The sequence below is a fragment of the Bacillus tequilensis KCTC 13622 genome, from assembly GCF_000507145.1.
GTDB classification, from domain to species: domain Bacteria; phylum Bacillota; class Bacilli; order Bacillales; family Bacillaceae; genus Bacillus; species Bacillus tequilensis.
Genome location: NZ_AYTO01000040.1, coordinates 1 through 811, shown reverse-complemented (window position 1 = coordinate 811; position 811 = coordinate 1). Strand labels below are relative to the sequence as shown.

Annotated in this window: 1 protein-coding gene; it reads left to right on the top strand. The window is 54.4% G+C overall.

The window, feature by feature from the left end; genetic code table 11:
- Positions 1 to 811, top strand: an 811-nt coding sequence (locus V756_RS01000000122735) for a condensation domain-containing protein (protein WP_255210051.1), incomplete at both ends; no start/stop codon positions are given.

The window sequence follows — 811 nt, the reverse complement described above, 5'->3', positions numbered from 1 at the left end:
ATGCGCATATATAGAAGGGCTCCGGAGAAACGAAGTGCGGGCGCAGCTTGAGAGACTGCTGCCAGGCTACATGATCCCAGCCCATCTGATAGAGATGGAACAGTGGCCGGTTACGCCGAGCGGAAAACTGGACCGAAACGCCCTGCCAGCTCCTGGCGGAGCTGCAGATGCGGAGACATACACGGCGCCGAGAAATGTGACAGAGATAAAACTTGCCCAGTTATGGGAAGACGTCCTGAAAAACGGCCCTGTCGGCATTCACGACAACTTCTTTGACCGCGGAGGACATTCCTTAAAAGCAACGGCGCTTGTCTCCCGAATCTCAAAAGAATTCGATGTACAGGTGCCGCTGAAAGATGTGTTTGCCCATCCGACGGTAGAAGGGCTGGCTTCTGTTATCCGTGAAGGAACGGACAGTCCATATGAAGCGATGAAACCGGCGGAACAGCGTGAGACCTATCCGGTTTCCTCCGCCCAAAAGCGGATCTATGTCCTTCAGCAGCTGGAGGACGGAGGGACCGGCTACAATATGCCGGCTGTATTAGAACTGGAAGGGAAGCTCGCCCCCGAAAGGCTGGACAGGGCTTTCAAAGAGCTGATCAAGCGCCACGAGTCGCTTCGGACATACTTCGAACAAGATGAAGGCGGCGAGCCGGTGCAGCGTATCCATGAAGAGGTGCCGTTTACATTACAGACAGCAGTCCTCGGTGAACAAACTGAACAGGAAGCGGCAGCCGCGTTTATCAAACCGTTTGATCTCAGCCAAGCACCGCTGTTCCGTGCCCAAATCGTAAAAGTATCAGATGAACGG